An 18681-nucleotide genomic window follows, 5' to 3' on the forward strand; every position below is an offset into this window, starting at 1 on the left:
GCTTATAGCTAGCAGCTAAAGAATATGTCCAACTCGCCCAAAAAGGAAAAAGACGCTGCCATGAAAGCCAAAGAATTACAGGAGCTGCTTGATTTTATCGCCAAGTCGGGCCTGAACAAGGTCAACATTGAAACCGAAGAGTTTAAAATCTCGGTGCAGCGCGACCCCAATACCAAAACGGTGTTCAGCGCGGCGGCTCCGGTAGCGGCAGCAGCCCCGGCTCCGGTGGCGGCTCCTGCCGCGGCTCCCGCGGCAGCCAGCGCTGCTCCGACCCCGGCCGAAGCACCGGCCGGCAACTACAAGTCGTTGAAAGCCCCAATGATTGGCACGTTCTACCGCAGCAGTGGCCCCGATGCCCCCGCTTTTGCGCAGGTGGGCGACATGGTGGAGAAAGGCCAGGTTATCTGCATCATCGAAGCGATGAAGCTGTTCAACGAGATTGAAGCCGAGGAAAGCGGCCGCATCGTGAAAGCACTCGTGGACAACGCCACGCCGGTGGAATACGACCAGCCGCTGTTTTTGATTGAGTAGTTTTCCCCCATTTGTCATCCTGGGCGGAGCGAAGGACCTTATCAAGTCGGAACGAGTCGTTCAAACGTGATAAGGTCCTTCGACTTTGCTTTATTCGCAAAATACTCAGGATGACAGGTTTTAACCCTGACGTTCCCACCCCCATGTTCAAGAAAATACTCATCGCCAACCGGGGCGAAATTGCCCTGCGCATTATCCGTACCTGCAAGGAAATGGGCATCAAAACGGTGGCCGTGTACTCGACGGCCGACCGGGAAAGCCTGCACGTGAAATTTGCCGATGAGGCCGTGTGCATCGGGCCGCCCGCTTCCAAAGACAGCTACCTGAGCATGCCCAACCTGATTGCGGCCTGCGAAATCACCAACGCCGATGCTATTCACCCCGGCTACGGCTTCCTTTCGGAAAACGCGGAATTCTCGCGCATCTGCGCCGAAAACGGCATCAAGTTCATCGGGGCCTCGCCCGAGATGATTAACCAGATGGGCGACAAGGCCACGGCCAAAGCCACCATGATTAAGGCCGGCGTGCCGGTGGTGCCCGGCTCAGTGGGCCTGCTCGAATCGGTGGAGCAGGGCAAGAAGCTGGCGAACAAAATCAAGTACCCCGTCATCATCAAGGCCACGGCCGGCGGCGGCGGGCGCGGCATGCGCATCATTCACGGGGACGACGAATTCCAGAAAGCCTGGGACGATGCGCGCACGGAATCGAAAGCTGCTTTCGGCAACGACGGCATGTACCTGGAGAAGTACGTAGTGCAGCCGCGCCACATTGAGGTGCAGATTGTGGGCGACCAGTTCGGGCACGTCGCGCACCTTTCGGAGCGCGACTGCAGCATCCAGCGCCGCCACCAGAAGCTGGTGGAGGAAGCGCCGTCGCCGTTTATGACGGACGCGCTGCGCGAGAAAATGGGCAAGGCGGCCATTGCGGGCGCTTCGGCCATTGGCTACGAGGGCGTGGGCACGATTGAGTTTCTGGTGGATGCCAACCGCGACTTTTACTTCATGGAGATGAATACCCGCATTCAGGTGGAGCACCCGGTGACGGAAGAAATCATCAACTACGACCTAATCAAGGAGCAAATCAAGGTGGCGGCGGGTATTCCGATTTCGGGCAAAAACTACTTCCCGAAAATGCACGCAATGGAGTGCCGCATCAACGCCGAGGACCCCCGCAATAACTTCCGCCCGGCTCCCGGCAAAATCACGACCCTGCACATTCCCGGCGGTCACGGCGTGCGCGTCGATACGCACGTGTACGCGGGTTACACCATCCCGCCCAACTACGATTCGATGATTGCCAAGCTCATCACCGTGGCCCAGACCCGGGAGGAGTGCATCGTAAAAATGAAGCGCGCCCTGAGCGAGTTTGTGGTGGAAGGCGTGAAAACGACCATCCCCTTCCACCTCGCGCTGATGGATAACGAGGATTTCAAGGCGGGCAATTTCACGACGGCTTTCCTGGAGCAGTCGTTCGATTTCTCGACGATTTAAGCACCCATTATTCAGCCTGAGCGTGGCAACCTATTAGTAGCACGTTCACACCAATTTCTGGCCCACAGCCCCGGCTGGCTGACATTTGCTCCGACGAATGCCGCCACGCTGGGGCTTAGCATTCACTTCCAAATATGATGCGCTATTCCTTCAAACCTTTGGTTACTGTAGCGGTCGCAAGTTGCTTCATCCTCACCTCCTGCGCCGATTCCTGCAACGGTAGCATCGAAACCACGGTGCTTTTTGCCAAGCCGGGGCCGAAGGGCGTGGGCCGCAACATTTATGTGGACGTGGTGAACAAGCCGGATTTGGGCATCAAAAAAACGCTGCTATACGAGGGCAAAGAGTTCGGCACCTTCCCGCACGTTGTCATCATCAATGACCCCACCAGCCGCTTTGCTTCGAACCGTACCATTTGCTTCTCGAAGTTTAAGCAGAACGCGGCGGAGACGGGCGGCGATTTGACGGAGGAAGGCCTGCCGGAAATTACGGTGACCGAGTAGCCAGCACCTATGCAACCACCTCCAATGGCCACGACTCCTAAACGGGAATCGTGGCCATTTTTTCTTTCCCTTTGATGCGCTGTATTGGTTTTATGGGTGGGCTGCTCCTGGCAGTTCTGCCGCTGCCCGGCGCGGCCCAAACCCTACTTCCCCTGTCCCACCCGGTGCGCGATTCAGCCTTTGCCGTGCATCAGCTCTTCAAAAAGCATCGCCATTCGGCTGAAGGTGCCTTGGGCACCGGGGCCGCCAGCATCGTCGGCATGATATCCAGCTCGGCGCGGGGCGAATACGATATGGTGGGCGTGAATGCTCTGCTTACGGTGGTTTCGACGGTAATTGGGCTGCGGCAAGCCCTGCGCTACGGTGCGGACCGTGAGTTACTCATCGTGCGCCAGTACGAGCAGGGCTGGTCCCTGCCGCCGGAGGTACGTCGGCGCTTGCGCGATAAGCATTTTCGGGCGATGAATTAGACCGCAGTTGGAAGGCATAGTTGTGGCTATTGCTGGTTGCAAGTAGTCTTTACCGGGTTCGGCTTCAAACCAATCGGCGGCCCGCAACACCCGCAGAACCCGCCAGCAGCAGGAAGCGGCGAGGGCGTTCGGCTTTCTGGCTACCTTTGCGGCACCAACCGCAAGGTCAGTGCTAGCTAAACTCCCACCCCACCCTCACTTACCCTCAAATACCCCTCCTTACCTATGGCACGAGTGGAAATGACGATGCCCAAGATGGGCGAATCCATCATGGAAGGCACCGTCCTGAAATGGCTTAAACAAGTTGGCGACGCAATCGAGCAGGACGAATCGGTGCTGGAAGTAGCCACCGACAAAGTAGATACCGAAGTGCCGGCCATTTATGCCGGGGTGCTGACGGAAATTCTGGTGCAGGAAGGCCAAGTTGTGGCCGTGGGCGCGCCCATCGCCATCATGGAAACGGATGCGGCCGCCGCTGGTGCTGCTGCTCCGGCCAGCGCCCCCGCCGCCCCGCAGGCCGTCCCTGCTCCTTCGAGCAACGGTAGCGCCGTTCCTTACGTGCCCGAGGCTGTTGCGCCCCAGGCCGCCCCGGTAGCCGGAGCCGAGCATCAGCCCGGCCGCTTCCTGTCGCCATTGGTGCTCAGCATTGCCCGCGAAGAAGGGGTGAGCATGAGCGACCTTGAATACCTGCCCGGCACCGGCAAAGAAAACCGCGTGACGAAGAAAGACATTCTCGACTATGTGGCGGCCGGCAAGCCTTCGTTTACCGCTGTCGATGCTGCGCCTGCTGCCACTCCGACCCCGGCCGCAACACCGGCGGCGCAACCGCAAGCAACCCCAACAGCAGCTCCGGCTGCTTCGGCAGTCAGCACTAAACCCGCCCCGAGCGTGAGCGGCGGCCAGGAGCTGATTGAGATGGACCGCATGCGCAAGATGATTGCCCAGCGCATGGTGGATTCGGTGCGGATTTCGCCCCACGTCACCAGCTTCGTGGAAGCCGACGTGACGGACATCGTGAACTGGCGCAACAAGCACAAGGATGCCTATAAGAAGCGCGAAGGCGAAAATCTCACCTTCACGCCCATCTTCATTCAGGCTGTGGCCCGCGCCATCCAGGATTACCCGCTGATTAACGTGTCGATTGACGGTGACTTTATCATCAAGAAGCGTGACATCAACATTGGGGTGGCCGTGGCCCTGCCCAGCGGCAACCTCATTGTGCCCGTCATCCACAACGCCGACCAGCTGAACCTAAACGGGCTGACCAAGAAGGTGAACGACCTGGCTGCCCGCGCCCGCATCAACAAGCTCACCCCCGCCGACCTCGAAGGCGGCACCTACACCCTGAGCAACGTGGGCTCATTTGGCAACGTGATGGGCACGCCCATTATCATGCAGCCGCAGGTAGCCATCATGGCCGTGGGAGCCATCAAAAAGAAGCCGGCTGTGATTGAGACACCGCAGGGCGACCTCATCGGCATTCGTCACTTCATGTTCCTGAGCCACAGCTACGACCACCGCGTAGTCGACGGCTCGCTCGGCGGCATGTTCGTGCGCCGGGTGGCTGACTATTTGGAGCAGTTCGACCCAAACACGGCGATTTAGCGCATCATCTGCATTAATTCGAACGTCATGCTGAGCGCAGCCGAAGCATCTCGCGTGCAATAGTAAACCCAGCCAATGGGATTTCTACCAAACGCGAAATGCTTCGGCTGCGCTCAGCATGACGTTGTTTTATCTATTAACTCATGAAAAACCTCATCTTCCTCGGGGCGCTGATACTTGCTCTGGGCCTAATCGGCTATTTGTATCAGCAACTCACCACCACCGAAAAGGCCCTGCAAGTATCGGAGCAACGCTTTGCTGATTGCCAGAAAGTCACGTTTCAGCTGCAGAATCAACTCGCGCCCTTGCAGAAGAAGCAGCCGGGCGGCGTACCCCAGTGAAGCCCGCCGCAATACATTAAAAAGCCGCTTTCTGCTAGCAGAAAGCGGCTTTTTAATGTATTGGAACTAATGTGCGACTACAAGCCTTTGAGGGCCTGCTCCAAAGCCGCGATTTTTGCCTCGGCATCGGCCAGTTTCTGGCGTTCTTTTTCCAGCACTTCGGGCTTGGCGTTCTGCGCAAACTTCTCGTTGCCGAGTTTTTTCTGCACTGAATCGCGGAAGCCCTGGGCGTATTCCAACTCTTTTTCGAGACGGGCACGCTCGGCGGCCATGTCGATGTGGCCTTCGAGCGGGATGAAGAACTCGCCGACCCCGAGCACGAAGCTCACCGAGGCGGTGGGGCCGGCATCAGCGAAGGTCACCTCTGAGATGTTGCCCAGCTTGCGGATGATGCCGTCGTAATTGGTTACCAGTTGCGGCTCGTCGGTTTTGGCTACTAGCGTCAGGGGCTTGTTGGGGCCGAGGTTTTTCTGGTTGCGCACGGCCCGAATACCGGCCACGATAGCCAGCGCCTTTTCCATATTGGCCAGGGTTTCGGCGCTGTTGGCGGGAGCGGTGGCGCGGGGCCAGGGAGCCACGGTCACGTAATCGCGGGGGCCGCGTTCGGCCAGCTCATGCCACAGTTCTTCGGTGATGAAGGGCATGAAGGGGTGTAGCAGCTTGAGCAGCGTTTCGAAATAGGCGGTGGTATGGCGTAGGCTTTCGGCATCGATGGGATGCTGGTAGGCGGGCTTCACCATTTCCAGGTACAGGGCGCAGAAATCGTCCCACACCAGCTTGTAGATGGTCATGAGCGCATCCGACATCCGGAACTTCTCAAAATGGTCGTCCATTTCCACGATGGCGGCCTGCAACCGGGCGTTGAACCAGGTAACCGCCTTTTCATTCACGAAGGGCAGCGAGGCATCAGCCTCCCAGCCTTTCACGAGGCGGAAGGCATTCCAGAGCTTGTTGGAGAAGTTACGGCCCTGTTCAACCAGCTTCACGTCGTAGAGCAGGTCGTTGCCGGCCGGAGCCGAGAACAGCATGCCGGTGCGCACGCCATCAGCCCCGTACTGGGCAATGAGGTCGAGCGGGTCGGGTGAGTTGCCGAGCTGCTTGCTCATTTTGCGGCCCTGCGCGTCGCGCACGATACCAGTGAGATACACGTTTTTGAACGGCACTTCCTGACGGTATTCGATGCCGGCCATAATCATGCGGGCCACCCAAAAGAAGAGGATGTCGGGCCCCGTCACCAGGTCGTTGGTGGGGTAGAAATAGTTGATGTCGGCGTTGTCGGGGTCTTTGAAGCCGTCGAAAACCGAAATCGGCCACAGCCACGACGAAAACCAGGTATCGAGTACGTCCTCGTCCTGGCGCAGGTCGCTGATTTGCATATCGGCCTTGCCGGTCTGGGCAATAGCTTGCTGCAGGGCGTCCTCGGCGGTGAGAGCGACCACGAACGAGCCATCGGGCAAGTAGTAGGCCGGAATCTGCTGTCCCCACCAGAGTTGGCGCGAGATGCACCAGTCGCGCACGTTCTCCATCCAGGCCCGGTACATGTTCTTGAACTTGGGCGGGTGCAGGCGCACCGTGTCGTTTTCCACGGCGTCGAGCGCGGGCTTGGCCATGTGCTCCATTTTCATGAACCACTGCAGGCTGAGCTTGGGCTCAATCACGGCTTTAGTACGCTCCGAAGTCTGCACGATGCTGGCGTATTCCTCGATTTTTACGAGCAGACCGGCATCCTGCAAATCCTTGGCAATCTGCTTACGCGCGGCAAACCGGTCCTGCCCCACGTAGAGAATGGCCTTCTCGTTCAGCGTGCCGTTATCCGCCAATATATCGATGACCGGCAGGTTGTGCTTCACGCCCAGCTCGTAGTCATTCAGGTCGTGGGCGGGCGTCACTTTCAGCGCGCCGGTACCAAAATCGACCGACACGTACTCGTCAAAAATCACCGGGATTTCGCGGCCCAGCAGCGGGATGCGCACCTGCGCCCCGGCCAGATGAGCGTAGCGCGGGTCATTGGGGTTCACGGCCACGGCCACGTCGGCCATAATCGTTTCGGGGCGCGAGGTGGCCACGGTCAGAAACTGGCCCTCCTGCCCTACTACGGCGTAGTTCAGGTAGTACATCTTGGCCTGCACGTCCTTGGCAATCACCTCCTCGTCGGAGATGGCGGTGCGGCCCTCAGGGTCCCAGTTCACCATGCGCACGCCGCGGTAAATCAGCCCCTTATTGTAGAGGTCGACAAATACACGCAGTACGGCATCGGTCAGGTCGGGCTCCATCGTGAAGCGGGTGCGGTCCCAGTCGCACGAGGCACCGAGCTGCTTGAGCTGCTCCAGAATGATGCCGCCGTACTTATCCTTCCAGGCAAAAGCATGGGAGAGAAATTCCTCACGGGTAAGGTCCGTTTTATTGATGCCTTGCTCTTTCAGTAAGGCCACTACTTTGGCTTCGGTGGCAATGCTGGCGTGGTCGGTGCCGGGCACCCAGCAGGCTTCCTTGCCCTGCATGCGGGCGCGGCGCACCAGCACGTCCTGAATCGTATTGTTCAGCATATGCCCCATGTGGAGCACGCCCGTCACGTTCGGTGGTGGAATTACGACGGTGTAAGGCTTCTTTTTTGGGTTGGGTTTGGCTTTGAAAAAGCCCTGCTCCTGCCAGCGTTGATACCATTTGGCTTCAACATCGGTGGGCGAGTAAGTGGTGGCGAGCGACATAAAGAGGAATTGCAGAGTGCAGACTGCGCAAAAATAGGCATAAGCAACGGGGCAGCCAGTACTCAACCCAGCCGGCCCCGCTACCAGCACATGCGGCCGCTGGCAAGGGTCAACTTCACACAAAATTCACCTCTGCAATCCCCCAGATTTTCGATGCCCTCCTATTGCACTGAAATCCTTGGTAAATTTCTTATATTTTTGATTATAAATTAATTAGGGTGATTAAGCGGGAATAGCCTTCTGAGCTGATATCACTTTATTAAGGAGAGCCATTTTACCCGTAAAAATCGCAACTAATCTGCGGTATGAAAGTCTAACGTTCTGTTTGTACCTTCCGAGTGTTCGCACCCGATATCCCGTTGTTTGCCGATGGCTACGCTCTTTTCTTTTCGGAAGCCCGCGCCTCTACCGCCGGTAGCTCAGCCAGTTGTCCCCCCACCAGTGGGAACGATGCGCATCGGCCTCGGCCAGCTACTTGTTGAGGGCGGTGAGCCCGCTCGCAACCTGGCCCGCGCCACCGACCTTATCGCGCAGGCCGCCGCCGAGAAATGCGACCTGGTGCTGCTGCCCGAAACCTTAGACTTTGCCTGGACGCATCCCAGTGCCCTCTACGAAGCCCAACCCATTCCGGGCCCATTCAGCGACATCCTCTGCGCGGCAGCAGCCCAACACGGGCTCTACGTTTGCGCCGGCCTGACCGAACAGGCGGCTGATGGCCGCAACTTTAACGCGGCCATTCTTATCGACCCGCAGGGTCATATCATTCTCAAGTACCACAAAATCAACTTGTTGGATGTTGAGCAACCTTTCTACGCCGTGGGCCAGACGCTTAATGTGGTGGATACCCCGCTGGGCAAAATAGGGGTTAATATCTGCGCCGATAATTACCTCGATGCCCTGCCTATCGGCCACACGCTCGCTCGCATGGGGGCCGAATTCATTATTGCCCCGGCTTCCTGGACCGTCGATTATTCCATCACCGAAGAGCACGACCCCTACCGGGAAAAATGGCTCAAGCCGTTTTCAATCCTGGCCCAGCTTTACAACGTAGTAGTGGTCAGCACCACATCGGTGGGCTACATAGTGGGCGGGCCTTACGAAGGCAAAAAAAGCGTGGGCTGCTCGCTGGCCGTCGATGCCCACGGCGTGCAGGCCCAAGGCACGTTTAATGAGTTTGCCAGCCAGCTCGTGGTGGCGACCCTCAACCGCCCCCACCGGCCCGAATGCGGAACCGACATCGGTCTCCTACTCGAGCGCAAAGGCTACCGTTTCGACCAGTTGCCCTAACCTCTATTTCCGCTGGCCCTACCTGGCTACTCCTTACCTATTTCCAAATACTATTCTCTCATCTGACGCTGCGTGCCCGACAGTAGGCCACGCTACTTTTCATAAACCCGCTGCCTTTGCCATCTCTCGTACTCCCTGCCGCAACCCGCGCCACCACTGAAATGGACCCGGCGTACCAGCAGTGCCGCCGCTGCATTATGGACACCATGGCACCCGGCATTCGCTTCGATGCGCATGGCATTTGCTCCTTTTGCGCGGTTCACGACCGCATGGAAACCGCATTCCCGCTGGGCGAAGCCGGCCTGCGCACCGTGCAGCGGCATACTCAGACCATGCGCCGGGCTGGCCGCAACCGTCGCTACGACTGCGTAATCGGCGTGAGCGGCGGCCGCGACAGCACTTATGCCTTGTGGTATTGCGTCACACAACTGAAACTGCGGCCCCTAGCCGTTCATTTCAACGACGGTTTTGGCAACCCGGTGGCCGGTGAGAATATGGTGCGCACCTGCCAGCGCCTGGGCGTAGAGCTGCGCACCATCACTTCCGACTGGCGCGAGTCGAAAGACCTCAAAATTGCGTTCCTCAAAGCTTCGGTGCCCGATATGGAAGAAGGGACCGACCTGGGCATTGCCACGGCACTTTATGGCGTAGCGGCCAAAGAAAATATCCGGCACGTAGTTATCGGCCAGTCGTTTCGGACCGAAGGAATTGCCCCCCTGAGCTGGAATTTTCTGGATGGACACTACCTGCGCGCCGTGCATCGGCAGTTTGGCACCGTGCCGCTACGCCCCTGGCAGCCCACCGACCCCGGCTTTAACCTCGGCCTGAAGGAGATGTTCTACTACGCTTTCATACGCCGTATCAGGACCGTAACGCTACTTTATCACCTCGATTATGTGCGTAGCGAAGTCGACGAAATAATCGAGCGCGAACTGGGCTGGCAAAACCCCGGGGCTCATTATTTTGACGACCTCTACCAGAGCCTCATCTATTACCTCAACCGGGTCAAGTTCAATATCGACCGGCGTTTGTTCAACTACTCGGCCCTGGTGCGTTCGGGCCAGATGAGCCGCGAAGTAGCGCTTGAGCGGGTCTCGCACATCAACCCAATCGAGGATGAGGCCGTAATTGCTTTGTGCATCAAGCGTTTAGGACTCACGCGCGCCGAGTTCGACACGCTCGTGGCCACAGCGCCCAAAACATTCCACGACTACCCCAACAGCTACGCCGTGCTGCGCCTATTGCGCGGGCCCATTTGGCTAATGAGCCGGCTCAACCTCATTCCAGAATCAGCTTACGATAAATTCTTTAACTGCGGCACCTGATTTCAGGTACTCATTAAACCGCAGAAAGGGCCGCATCCTGAAGGATGCGGCCCTTTCTGCGACATTAAATCGTGCTTAAGCCGCGAGGTGCAGCCACTCTTTTTTCTCGAGCAGCCGCTCGCGGGTTTCGCGGTGGTCGGGGTCGTCCACGCAGCAATCGACGGGGCACACGGCCGCGCACTGGGGTTCCTCATGAAATCCGACGCACTCGGTGCATTTATCCGATACGATGTAGTAATACTCATCCGAAACCGGCGTGTGGGGCAGCGTGCCCGGCTCTACCGTGCCATTGGGCAGCGCAGCGTCTTTCAGCGACGTGCCATCGGCCCAGCGCCATTGGGCACCACCTTCATAGATGGCATTGTTGGGGCATTCCGGCTCGCAGGCACCACAGTTGATGCACTCGTCGGTTATCATGATGGCCATGGGGCGTCGGGGGTCAGAGAGTAATGGAAGAAAAAACCAAAGCTTTTCGGGCGGGCTTTACGTAAAACCGGAGCCGCCCGCCGTATTTCGGCCCCGCAAAATTAACCAACAACGACGGGGTTCGCACGGTTTCAGCCAATTTTGCTGGCAAATAGCCCGCTGGCTCCTGGCTGGCACCCATCGCCTCCTTTTTTTAGCATGAATCATTCTGAACGCCTAGCCGCTTTCGTGGCCCTAGGCCACCGCCTCGCCCACCTGACTACCGATGAGCTGGCCGCCCAGGCCGCCCGCGCCCGCAACCAGAACGCCTGGTTCGACCTGCCCAACGTGCGGGCCGCCGTGGCCGGTATTGCCCACTTGCTGGCCGAAGCGCCCCTGCGCCAGTGGGCGGCCCGCTACCCGCCCGAGCCCCGCACCGTGCACCAAATTGGCGTGGTAATGGCCGGCAACATCCCCCTAGTGGGTTTTCACGACCTGTTGTGCGTGCTGCTGAGTGGTCATATCCTGCTGGCCAAGCTCAGCGCCGACGATACGGCCCTGATGAGCTGGCTGATTGATGAGCTGCTGACGGTGGAGCCGCGCTTCGCCGAAGCCATCCGCGTGGTGCCGCGCCTGAATGCGGCCGATGCTTTCATCGCGACCGGCTCCGACAACACGGCCCGGTATTTTGAATACTACTTCGGCAAGCGGCCCCATCTCATCCGGCGCAACCGCACCAGCGTGGCCATGCTCACCGGCCTTGAAACCAGCTCAGAGCTAGCGCTGCTGGCTCCCGATATTTTTCAATACTATGGCCTGGGCTGCCGCAACGTGAGCAAACTTTACGTGCCCGAAGGCTACGATTTTATTCCTTTGCTTGATGCCCTACAGATTGCTGAGGAAGTACTCAACCATCACAAATACCAGAATAATTACGACTACAACAAAAGCATTTTGCTGGTAAATGGCGTGCATCATTATGATACTGGTTTTTTGCTTCTGACCCGCAGTAAGGCGCTAGTTTCGCCCATATCGGTGCTGCACTATACCGAATACGGGTCGGAAATAGACCTGACAGACCAGCTCACCGATGTAGCAGCCCAAACGCAGTGCCTGGTATCTGCCGGGGGCAGATTTGCTGGTAGCGTGCCCTTTGGCCGCGCGCAGGAACCGGGCATAGCCGATTTTGCCGATGGCGTGGATACGATGGAGTTTCTGGCCACCGAGGCAGGTTAGCCCTTCACCGTTCAGAAGCTGGCGCTGGCCGAGTCCTTTTTGCACTCTACCGATAAAACGACCCATCCGCTATTGGTTATACTACCTTTCAGCAGCAATTTGGAAACAACCGAATTCGCTGGCTCATTCTTCAATCCCACCCATTCCCCTTTCGTCATGACTACTGCTCAGTTGGAACTCACGGACACGGTTGAAAAGGAATACTTACCCTACCTCAATTTCTCCTCCGAAGATGTATTGGATTCGGCCGAACAGCGCCGCCAGCGTCAGCACGACGCGAATCGGGCCACCATGCTGGGCAATAATTATCAGGGCAAACTGGATATCTACTTCAAAACGGCCGACGGAAATTCCCACCGGGTGTATACCACGGTCTGGGCTACTTCCAACGAGCACCTGACGCTTAAGTCGGGTACCAGCTTACCTATCCGCGCCGTAGTGGGTTTCGACTTTTACTAAAATATCCGCGTCCATCCCGTTGATTTTCTCTATCATTTTTCCAGTATAATATTTTTTCGGTAGCTAATTAGCAAAAAGCCGGACCGCCACTTGGCAGTCCGGCTTTTTCGGTTAGAAGCCGCGCAGTGCTGGTTTAGTTGATAGCAATAAGTTGCTGCAGGGTACGCTCAATCAGGGCATCGACAATAGCGCCGGCATTTTCAGCAAACTCGCCAGTGGCACGGTTGGCCACAATGGCGTTCAACGACAAAACTTCATGGCCCAGCAAGCGGCCCAGCGCGTAGTAACCCGCCGTTTCCATCTCGAAGTTGCTGAGGCGGAATTCCCCCTCGGCACTTTGATGGCGGAAATTCTGGAGACGGGCAATATAGTCGGGCTGGCGAAGGTCGAGGCGCAGGCGGCGGCCCTGCGGACCATAGAAGCCGGGGCAGGTGAGCGTATTACCCACGGCCATGCCCACGGCCACCTGCTCGCGCAGCAGGTCGGAGCCGCGCACGATGTAGGGCGCGAAGGGCAAGGCCAGCGTTTGTTGTATTTCGGTGGCAATTTCAGTTTCGAGCCCGGTTTCCATTAGCGGGTAAAACTGCATGAGGCTATCGAGGCCCACGGCGTGCTCGGTGGCCAGTAGCGTGCCCACGGGTACGTCAGCCTGCAGGCTGCCGCTGGTACCGATGCGGATAATGCGCAAGCTCAACCGCTCCTCGGCCGGGCGGACTTCGCGGGCCATGAAATCGATGTTAACGAGCGCATCAAGCTCATTCATCACGATGTCGATGTTGTCGGTACCCATGCCCGTGCTCAGCACCGTGAGGCGCTTGCCACGGTAGTAGCCCACGTGCGTAACGAACTCGCGGTGCGTCGTTTCAAACTCAATTGAATCAAAGTGCCGGCTCACCTGCGCCACCCGGGCAGGGTCGCCCACCGTGAGGATGGTATCAGAAATATGGTCGGGCAGCAGATTAAGATGGTATATGCTGCCGTCGGGATTTAGGATGAGCTCGGAGGAGGGAATCATATTGAACAAGAAATGAGGAATGAAGAATGAGGAATTGCAGGGGAGAGCAAGCAGAGGAGAAACCGGCACCATTCGGACTCTTCATTGCTCGTTCTTCCTTCCTCGTCAAGCCTTTGCGTAGGAGGCCAGGCCCTGGGCCGGGTTATAGTGGTTGCTGAGCTTGGGATAGCAGCCCGTGCCATCATAGTCGCGCTTGTCGGGGTGGGTAGCACAGGCTTCGGAACAGGCCCCTTGCAAGCTGCTACCGCAAGCCTCACAAAGGGGCAGGTGGGCATTGCAGTGCGGGTTGGCGCAGTTGATGAGGCGGGCGCTGGGCTGCTGGCAATGCTGGCAGCGCGAAATTACGGTGGGGTTCACGCGGTTCACGTCCACGGCCACGCGGTTGTCGAACACGTAGCACTGGCCGTCGAAATCTTCCCCCCCGGCTTCGATACCGTACTTGATGATTCCGCCGTGCAGCTGATATACGTTTTCGAAGCCCTGCTCCAAGAGAAAGGCGCTGGCTTTTTCGCACTTTACGCCGCCGGTGCAGTAAGTTAGGATTTTCTTATCCTTAAATTCCTTGAGTCGCTCGATGCGGTCAGGGAAATCGCGAAAATTCTCCATATCCAGCGTAACGGCATTTTTGAACTGGCCGAGGTTGTACTCGTAGTCGGAGCGCACATCCACTATCACCACATCGTCGCGGTCCTTCAGGGCCTTAAATTCAGCAGGCGAAAGGTGCTGGCCGGTTTTTTCGTGGGGCCGCACATGGCGCAGGCTGCTGTGCACGATTTCGGGCTTTACACGAACATGCAGCTTCTGAAAGGTATGGCTTTCAACCTCATCCACCTTAAACTCCAGCGTGGCGAAGCGCGGGTCGGCTTTGAGGGCAGCCATGTAAGTGGCGCAGCTTTCACGCGTGCCTGATACCGTGCCGTTTAGCCCCTCGGCGGCCACGATGATGCGGCCGCGCAAGTCGAGCGCTAGGCACAGGCGGTGGTGCTCGTCGCGAAATGCGTCGGGGTCGGCAATGGGGCTGTAGCAGTAATAAAGAAGTACCTGATACATTTTTTAATTAAAAATTATGAATTAAAAATCATGAATTGGGGGCTCGCGTTTGGATGATAACCAATTTTTAATTCATAATTTTTAATTTTTAATTCGCCTTATACTTTCACTGCCGGATTGCCGAATACCGTTTGGCCATTCGGCACATCGGCTACCACTACCGAGCCGGCCCCGATACGGGCCTTGTCGCCGATTTTGACGCCGGCTACCACAACGGCACCCGCGCCCACAAAGGCCTGCTCGCCAACCTGCACATCGGTCCCGAGCAGGGCTCCGCTGCCGAGCTGGGCGTAATCGCCCACGGTAGCGCGGGCTTCGACGACGGCGTTGGGGCCAACCAGGCAACCATTGCCGAGCGTGGCCGTGGCCGCTACCACGGCATTGGGGCCGACGTAGTTGCCGTGGCCCAGCGTGGCATGGATGGAAACGCTGGAACGTTCGTGGATGGCGTTCACGGGTACGGCTTCGTACTCCGTGCGTAGCATCTGGGTAAGGCTGCGGCGGCTGGCGGTATCGTCGGTTGCCACGAATACTTCACACTTTTTGCCCAGCAGCTTCAGCAGCTCGCCATCGTCGGTATTGCCCATTACGGGCACGTCGAGCAGCTCGGTACCCTGGAGCTTCTGGTCGTCGTCGAGTAGGCAGTACACCACCACATCATTGGAGAGAAAGGCATCGAGGGCAGCGGTACCCACCGTTTGAGCACCGAGAATGATAACAGGATTTTCCATGATAGTTACTTTGTCAATTTCGCGTCCGTGCCCTGAAAAAGGACTCGCGGCGTTGGGTAAACCCCTGGCAAAGTTACGCCGCAGGCCGGGAGGGCGTTTCAGGCGGCACCAACCTGGTTTCGTTACCTCTGCCCAGTTTCAGGTAGCTTAATAGCTTTGCGGCATACTCATTTTGTAGCAGCAGCAGCAGCAAAAATGGCAGTATCTCACTTCGGTAGCGGTTGAGCGAACCCAGGTTCGGTGTTGTGAGGCCGATGAGAAAGGTCAGAATTAAACAAAATAAGCCCAGTGCCAGGCATAAGGCGAAGGGCATGTTGCCAATACGGCCGCGTAAGGCAGCCAACGCAGCCAGGGCCATGAGCGCCAACACCGCCGCGTTCTCAAGCCCAGCCGCCAGGTAAAGCGGCTTTTTCGATTCGCCGAGCCACGGCCTGGTCAACGCGTTGACCACGGCCAGCGGGGCGTAGGCGGCAATACTTTCGATAGTGGGCCGCAGGTTAGGGTATTCGAAATGCGGCTGCCCCTCCGTATGGGACACCTCAAAAGTGTACACCCGCACCACTTGATTCGTAAATTTATTCATCCTAAAAGCCACGCTTAGCTGGGGAGCCACCCAAGCCACTGCTCCTAGCACGGTAGCCATCACTACTGCCTGCACCCAGCGGGCGCGGGTGAGGCGGTGTTGATTTAACCAGTGGCCCAGCGCCATCCCGCCCAGCACCCCGAGGAGAGGAGCAGCAAAAAAATAGCGCATTTGAAAATGCATAAATGCCAGCGCCGCTGTTCCCAACCACCACAGAAATGGGCTAGCGCCTTCGCTAAGCGGGTCATCGGCAGCATCATAGAGCCGGCCCACCACCCGGGCCGTCAGCCAGGCCCCACTACCGAGCAATACGGCTTCCTTACTGATTCCTGTAGCCCAGAAAAAAATCGAGGGCCACATCAAAAAACCTATTACTCCCGCCCCGGCGGGGGTATTGGGTAGCACTTGGGCCAGCTTACGCACCAGTATCCAGCAGCCCACGAAGGCGAATAAGCTTAGGTAAAGTGTGTTAAGCCAACCCATGGTAAGGGAACCCAAGTTGAGTATAACCAGCATTTTAATTAAAAACCAGGTATTCGACGTATTCTGGAATACTGCATCGTAGGTGCCCGTCGGAATTACCGTCACTGCCCCCGTAAGCATACGCCATGCGTGCGCAGGGTCAGTCCAAAGAATGTCATTGGTAATCGCGTCGCTAACAGAGCTCATGCCTCTGGCGTCGAGTTGATGCGACCAGTATCGGGCTAACCCCATTCCTACCCGCAGGCCAAAACCCAGTACCAGCACCGCGCGCCACGGGCCGGTTGCGGCCCACTGCCACTGCCGCCGCAGCCACGGCAGCAACCAGGCCAGTAAGCTTAAATTAATAATAACTGCAAGTAATATTCTCATCTAGCTATGGCGAGGTTGCTGCACCAAGTGGCTGCCGATGGCGCAGTGCAAACAGCGGCGCGGGGCGCAAAAAGACTTATGCAGCGCCAGCAGGCCCTGCGAATCGGCGGCCGTGCGGTGGGTAAAGCCCAGCGCTTCGTACATATCGGTGTATTGGTTGTGCTCGGCGGGCAGTTCGCTGAGCAAGGCCACCGTGCTTTCGACGAGCTCCGGTTGGCCTACATGGCGGGCATAGGCCACGCGTAGCGGCACCACCACATTGGTGATGAGCAAGTCGATGCTGCCTTTGCCCAGCCCGGGTACTTTGCCCACTCGCCCGGGCCGGAAATGCGTGCGCCAGTACTCCGGCGCAGGCACCTGAAAAAACGCTTTCAGCGCAGCCACGCTACAGGCCGTGAGCAGGGCATCGAACAAGGCCGGGCGGGCATGCAGCAGGCCGGCCAGCTGCCCGAGCCGCACGGGCGGGAAATTAGCCGGCCGCAGCCGCAAGTAGTTCCACTCGTGCACGGCCAGCGCCGCATCCGCTAGCGTGTACTTGTGGCGGAGAAACTCGTATTCCTGCCGCAGGTCGCGGATGTAATCATCAGCGGCGGTCTCTTCATTTTCAATCAGGAAACCAGCCTGCCCGAATAGCAATGCTTCGAGCTGGCGCTGGTTGTGGCGGTGGCGGCGCAACACGGCCAGCGGCAGGGCTTTGGCTAGGCGCGCCAGTGGCTCACTATTTTTCTGAAAGCCGAAAGCGGCCATCAGCGCATGGTAGGCGGTGGCTTCCCAATCCTGCCCCAGATGCTGATGCAGGGCTAGTACGTCGTCGGCCTTGCGCTCGACCCGCTCCATCAGGGCCCGCTCAGCCATCATCGTACGCGTTATTTCGGGCACCAGCTTCAGCAGTGGGGCACACGGCAAGGGCGCGGCGGCCGGCGCATCTACTAATGCCTGGTAACGGGCCAGCAGTTCGGGAGCGAGCCTCGCTTGCAGGGCCAGGGCGGGAATCAGGCTGCCATTGGTACGGGCTACGTCGGCATCGTGCTGGCCCACTACGTGCAAAATAACCTGGTCGTACTTGGGGTCGGTCTGGTGTTGGTGGCGGCTCCAATCGGAGGCGCGGAGGTGAATTTCAACCGCCCCATTCCACTCTACATCGCCAAGGCGCAGGCGTGCGTTCAGGAAATCGGGGCCGGCATCAGCGTTGCGGTGGCCGGGCTTCAGCACCTGGATTTCCTCGCCGGCCACCGTGCGCAGGTCGGCCTTATCAAAATACTGGTGCTGCCAGACGTAATGGTAGAAATCTTCGCGCATGGGACAAATGTAAAACGGCCCGCCTCTTTCGGAGCGGGCCGTTTTTTAAATCACCTTATTTCTGAAAACTAGCGCAGGTCTACCACCTTCACGCCTTTGTACTTGGCTTTGTCAAAGGCAAAAGTACCGGCATCGGTGGGCGGATTGGGCTTGAAATTTTTGATGAGGAAAGTATACTGGTTCCCGTTCTTCTTAAACATCTGCCAGCTTTTCACCGAGGTATCCTTCTTGCGCACTTTCAGGCGCACCTTGAACAAGTCATTCTGCCGGTTTTCGGGAACCAGCTCAATTACGTCGAGCGGCTCGCCGCCTTCAGTCACCTGCTGCACGTAGGTGTATTTGTAGCCCTTCTTATACATCGTATAAATCTGGGAGGGCGACATTTCCTGCGCATCCGGGTCCGAGTCGGAGATGTTCACCTCGTTTTCGTTCTTCAGGTAGGTCCAGGTTGTTTTACCGTCGTTGATAACTTCCTGACCACTGATTTTGAGGCGGAATTTCTGGCCGCTTACCACGATGTCGCCGTTGATATTCTGCTTTACTTTGGCGCTGGGATTTTCCAGCGTCTGGGTAAAAGTAGCCTGGAATGCTTTCAGCGCCTGGTATTTGGCGCTCATCTGGTCGAGGATTTTACCGGCTTTAGGGTCTTGCTGGGCGGCGGCTGGCAAGGCCAGCGTGGCCGCGAAAAACAGCAGGGAAAGGGATTTTTTCATTTGGAGAGTAATTGTCAAGAGGCGCAGGAGCCTCGCTTTGAGTGCCTGATACGGGAGTTGAATAACAAACGTCCGGCC

Annotated in this window: 18 protein-coding genes; 10 read left to right on the forward strand and 8 right to left on the reverse strand. The window is 57.7% G+C overall.

Annotated elements, in window-relative coordinates:
* Positions 1 to 60 precede the first annotated feature (60 nt).
* From accB to ABIB44_RS03000, 6 genes are all read left to right on the forward strand, one after another.
* On the forward strand, positions 61 to 531 hold the full coding sequence (gene accB / locus ABIB44_RS02975) for an acetyl-CoA carboxylase biotin carboxyl carrier protein (RefSeq protein ID WP_354583685.1): 471 nt from the start codon (positions 61 to 63) through the stop codon (positions 529 to 531).
* A 143-nt stretch (positions 532 to 674) separates the two neighbouring features.
* On the forward strand, positions 675 to 2021 hold the full coding sequence (gene accC, locus ABIB44_RS02980) for an acetyl-CoA carboxylase biotin carboxylase subunit (protein ID WP_354583134.1): 1347 nt from the start codon (positions 675 to 677) through the stop codon (positions 2019 to 2021).
* Between the two features lie 134 nt (positions 2022 to 2155).
* Positions 2156 to 2524: a hypothetical protein gene (locus ABIB44_RS02985; protein ID WP_354583135.1), complete on the forward strand. Its 369-nt coding sequence runs from the start codon at positions 2156 to 2158 to the stop codon at positions 2522 to 2524.
* Positions 2525 to 2598: 74 nt separating this feature from the next.
* Positions 2599 to 2994 carry a hypothetical protein gene (locus ABIB44_RS02990; protein ID WP_354583136.1) on the forward strand — a complete coding sequence of 132 codons (396 nt, stop codon included), beginning with the start codon at positions 2599 to 2601 and terminating at the stop codon, positions 2992 to 2994.
* A 225-nt stretch (positions 2995 to 3219) separates the two neighbouring features.
* Positions 3220 to 4599, forward strand: coding sequence for a dihydrolipoamide acetyltransferase family protein (locus ABIB44_RS02995; protein ID WP_354583137.1), 1380 nt, complete (start codon positions 3220 to 3222; stop codon positions 4597 to 4599).
* Between the two features lie 143 nt (positions 4600 to 4742).
* The gene (locus tag ABIB44_RS03000) at positions 4743 to 4940 is read left to right on the forward strand and encodes a hypothetical protein (RefSeq protein ID WP_354583138.1); all 198 of its coding nucleotides are present in this window, start codon (positions 4743 to 4745) and stop codon (positions 4938 to 4940) included.
* Positions 4941 to 5017: 77 nt separating this feature from the next.
* Here the strand turns inward: ABIB44_RS03000 and ABIB44_RS03005 are convergent, their stop codons facing one another.
* A complete protein-coding gene (locus ABIB44_RS03005; protein ID WP_354583139.1) occupies positions 5018 to 7648 on the reverse strand; it encodes a valine--tRNA ligase in 2631 nt (876 codons plus the stop codon).
* A 450-nt stretch (positions 7649 to 8098) separates the two neighbouring features.
* Here ABIB44_RS03005 and ABIB44_RS03010 point away from each other — a divergent pair, with 450 nt between their 5' ends.
* Both ABIB44_RS03010 and ABIB44_RS03015 read left to right on the forward strand, forming a co-directional pair.
* Positions 8099 to 8935: a carbon-nitrogen hydrolase family protein gene (locus ABIB44_RS03010; RefSeq protein ID WP_354583140.1), complete on the forward strand. Its 837-nt coding sequence runs from the start codon at positions 8099 to 8101 to the stop codon at positions 8933 to 8935.
* Between the two features lie 116 nt (positions 8936 to 9051).
* Positions 9052 to 10260, forward strand: coding sequence for an N-acetyl sugar amidotransferase (locus tag ABIB44_RS03015; RefSeq protein ID WP_354583141.1), 1209 nt, complete (start codon positions 9052 to 9054; stop codon positions 10258 to 10260).
* Between the two features lie 75 nt (positions 10261 to 10335).
* On the opposite strand, the gene ABIB44_RS03020 is transcribed toward ABIB44_RS03015, so the two are convergent.
* Positions 10336 to 10686: a 4Fe-4S dicluster domain-containing protein gene (locus tag ABIB44_RS03020; protein WP_354583142.1), complete on the reverse strand. Its 351-nt coding sequence runs from the start codon at positions 10684 to 10686 to the stop codon at positions 10336 to 10338.
* Between the two features lie 198 nt (positions 10687 to 10884).
* On the opposite strand from ABIB44_RS03020, the gene ABIB44_RS03025 reads away from it, so the two are divergent.
* The gene (locus ABIB44_RS03025; protein WP_354583143.1) at positions 10885 to 11901 is read left to right on the forward strand and encodes an acyl-CoA reductase; all 1017 of its coding nucleotides are present in this window, start codon (positions 10885 to 10887) and stop codon (positions 11899 to 11901) included.
* A 156-nt stretch (positions 11902 to 12057) separates the two neighbouring features.
* Positions 12058 to 12360, forward strand: a complete 303-nt coding sequence (locus ABIB44_RS03030; RefSeq protein WP_354583144.1) for a hypothetical protein — start codon at positions 12058 to 12060, stop codon at positions 12358 to 12360.
* Positions 12361 to 12493: 133 nt separating this feature from the next.
* On the opposite strand, the gene ABIB44_RS03035 is transcribed toward ABIB44_RS03030, so the two are convergent.
* From ABIB44_RS03035 to lolA1, 6 genes are all read right to left on the reverse strand, one after another.
* Complete coding sequence (locus ABIB44_RS03035; protein WP_354583145.1) at positions 12494 to 13375, reverse strand: nucleoside phosphorylase; 882 nt, start codon at positions 13373 to 13375, stop codon at positions 12494 to 12496.
* Between the two features lie 105 nt (positions 13376 to 13480).
* Positions 13481 to 14425, reverse strand: a complete 945-nt coding sequence (gene trhO, locus ABIB44_RS03040; protein WP_354583146.1) for an oxygen-dependent tRNA uridine(34) hydroxylase TrhO — start codon at positions 14423 to 14425, stop codon at positions 13481 to 13483.
* 98 nt (positions 14426 to 14523) lie between these two features.
* A complete protein-coding gene (locus ABIB44_RS03045; RefSeq protein WP_354583147.1) occupies positions 14524 to 15156 on the reverse strand; it encodes a NeuD/PglB/VioB family sugar acetyltransferase in 633 nt (210 codons plus the stop codon).
* Positions 15157 to 15229: 73 nt separating this feature from the next.
* Positions 15230 to 16591, reverse strand: coding sequence for a hypothetical protein (locus tag ABIB44_RS03050; RefSeq protein WP_354583148.1), 1362 nt, complete (start codon positions 16589 to 16591; stop codon positions 15230 to 15232).
* A complete protein-coding gene (locus ABIB44_RS03055) occupies positions 16592 to 17890 on the reverse strand; it encodes a DUF2851 family protein (protein WP_354583149.1) in 1299 nt (432 codons plus the stop codon). It abuts the gene before it with no gap.
* Between the two features lie 68 nt (positions 17891 to 17958).
* Positions 17959 to 18603, reverse strand: coding sequence for an outer membrane lipoprotein periplasmic chaperone LolA1 (lolA1, locus tag ABIB44_RS03060; protein ID WP_354583150.1), 645 nt, complete (start codon positions 18601 to 18603; stop codon positions 17959 to 17961).
* Positions 18604 to 18681: the final 78 nt, after the last annotated feature.

Source organism: Hymenobacter sp. UYCo722 (assembly GCF_040547115.1).
Classification (GTDB): domain Bacteria; phylum Bacteroidota; class Bacteroidia; order Cytophagales; family Hymenobacteraceae; genus Hymenobacter.

What these genes read in the sequence shown, in the direction of transcription:
- accB (WP_354583685.1), top strand. Translation starts at nt 61, where the DNA reads ATGAAAGCCAAAGAATTACAGGAGCTGCTTGATTTTATCGCCAAGTCG.
- accC (WP_354583134.1), top strand. Translation starts at nt 675, where the DNA reads ATGTTCAAGAAAATACTCATCGCCAACCGGGGCGAAATTGCCCTGCGC.
- ABIB44_RS02985 (WP_354583135.1), top strand. Translation starts at nt 2,156, where the DNA reads ATGATGCGCTATTCCTTCAAACCTTTGGTTACTGTAGCGGTCGCAAGT.
- ABIB44_RS02990 (WP_354583136.1), top strand. Translation starts at nt 2,599, where the DNA reads ATGCGCTGTATTGGTTTTATGGGTGGGCTGCTCCTGGCAGTTCTGCCG.
- ABIB44_RS02995 (WP_354583137.1), top strand. Translation starts at nt 3,220, where the DNA reads ATGGCACGAGTGGAAATGACGATGCCCAAGATGGGCGAATCCATCATG.
- ABIB44_RS03000 (WP_354583138.1), top strand. Translation starts at nt 4,743, where the DNA reads ATGAAAAACCTCATCTTCCTCGGGGCGCTGATACTTGCTCTGGGCCTA.
- ABIB44_RS03005 (WP_354583139.1), bottom strand. Translation starts at nt 7,648, where the DNA reads ATGTCGCTCGCCACCACTTACTCGCCCACCGATGTTGAAGCCAAATGG.
- ABIB44_RS03010 (WP_354583140.1), top strand. Translation starts at nt 8,099, where the DNA reads ATGCGCATCGGCCTCGGCCAGCTACTTGTTGAGGGCGGTGAGCCCGCT.
- ABIB44_RS03020 (WP_354583142.1), bottom strand. Translation starts at nt 10,686, where the DNA reads ATGGCCATCATGATAACCGACGAGTGCATCAACTGTGGTGCCTGCGAG.
- ABIB44_RS03025 (WP_354583143.1), top strand. Translation starts at nt 10,885, where the DNA reads ATGAATCATTCTGAACGCCTAGCCGCTTTCGTGGCCCTAGGCCACCGC.
- ABIB44_RS03030 (WP_354583144.1), top strand. Translation starts at nt 12,058, where the DNA reads ATGACTACTGCTCAGTTGGAACTCACGGACACGGTTGAAAAGGAATAC.
- ABIB44_RS03035 (WP_354583145.1), bottom strand. Translation starts at nt 13,375, where the DNA reads ATGATTCCCTCCTCCGAGCTCATCCTAAATCCCGACGGCAGCATATAC.
- trhO (WP_354583146.1), bottom strand. Translation starts at nt 14,425, where the DNA reads ATGTATCAGGTACTTCTTTATTACTGCTACAGCCCCATTGCCGACCCC.
- ABIB44_RS03045 (WP_354583147.1), bottom strand. Translation starts at nt 15,156, where the DNA reads ATGGAAAATCCTGTTATCATTCTCGGTGCTCAAACGGTGGGTACCGCT.
- ABIB44_RS03050 (WP_354583148.1), bottom strand. Translation starts at nt 16,591, where the DNA reads ATGAGAATATTACTTGCAGTTATTATTAATTTAAGCTTACTGGCCTGG.
- ABIB44_RS03055 (WP_354583149.1), bottom strand. Translation starts at nt 17,890, where the DNA reads ATGCGCGAAGATTTCTACCATTACGTCTGGCAGCACCAGTATTTTGAT.
- lolA1 (WP_354583150.1), bottom strand. Translation starts at nt 18,603, where the DNA reads ATGAAAAAATCCCTTTCCCTGCTGTTTTTCGCGGCCACGCTGGCCTTG.